Consider the following 763-nt stretch of genomic DNA (forward strand, 5'->3'; position numbering starts at 1 on the left):
ATCGACAGCCTCGATCAGCTTGTCGTCATCACACGGCACCTTCCACACCCGCCCGTGCTCATCACCATCCCGGTCCTTGTCCCGGTCCTTGTCCCGGTCCCGGTCCCGGTCCCGGTCCTTGTCCCGGTCCCTGCGGTCCTCGCCCCGCTCGCCGAAGTCGCGGCCGCGGCCGTCGTCCTTCGTAACCTGCTGAGCCGTGGACCACTTCAGGTCGGTCAACCGGTGGGCACCGGTGGCCCCGGTGGTCGCGTATGCGACCCCTGCGAGGCTGACCGCTCCTGTCAGGCCCACAACGCCGGTGGCGAGCCAGAGCCGGCGACGGCGGAGCGGGGAGGCCGTCTCACGGCTGGCGTCATCGTTATTGCGAAGGTAGTTGGACATCGGAGCTCTCTGCCCTCTCCTTGTACCCGACAAGGTCGCTTCGCCACAGCGAGGCGGCCTTCGCTACAAATCGGTTGTAGCTGCTGAAGAACACCGTATGAGAACCTTCTTCACCTCGTGCGCTTATCCGAAAAAAGCCCACATTAGGTATGTGGGCGGTGCAGCCGACAGCACGGCGGACGGCGGTGCAGCAGAGGTGCCACCGGTGGCGAAGGGCGGCGCGGAGGGCGAAAGCGCGTGCTGGGTGGCGGCCGCGCGGGCGCGCGTCGTACCCGGTGGGGAGTCCCTCCCCGCCGAGGCGGGAAGGGACTCCCTGGTCGTGCGCCTGTGTCAGTTGAAGCAGTCCTTGACGGTGCCGGCGCAGTTGGTGGGGTCGTTGTTG

General features: G+C 67.4%; 1 protein-coding gene and 1 pseudogene. One reads left to right on the forward strand and one right to left on the reverse strand.

Going from position 1 to position 763, the window contains the following annotated elements; translation table 11 throughout:
• Positions 1–381 (reverse strand): annotated as a pseudogene (locus V6U88_RS30180) (hypothetical protein); the annotation flags it as partial.
• A gap of 97 nt (positions 382–478) precedes the next feature.
• On the opposite strand from V6U88_RS30180, the gene V6U88_RS30185 reads away from it, so the two are divergent.
• A partial coding sequence (locus V6U88_RS30185) for a hypothetical protein (protein WP_334458300.1) occupies positions 479–763 on the forward strand: 285 nt, incomplete at its 3' end.

The sequence above is a fragment of the Micromonospora sp. CPCC 205739 genome (assembly GCF_036906795.1).
In the GTDB taxonomy this organism is placed as follows: Bacteria; Actinomycetota; Actinomycetes; order Mycobacteriales; family Micromonosporaceae; genus Micromonospora.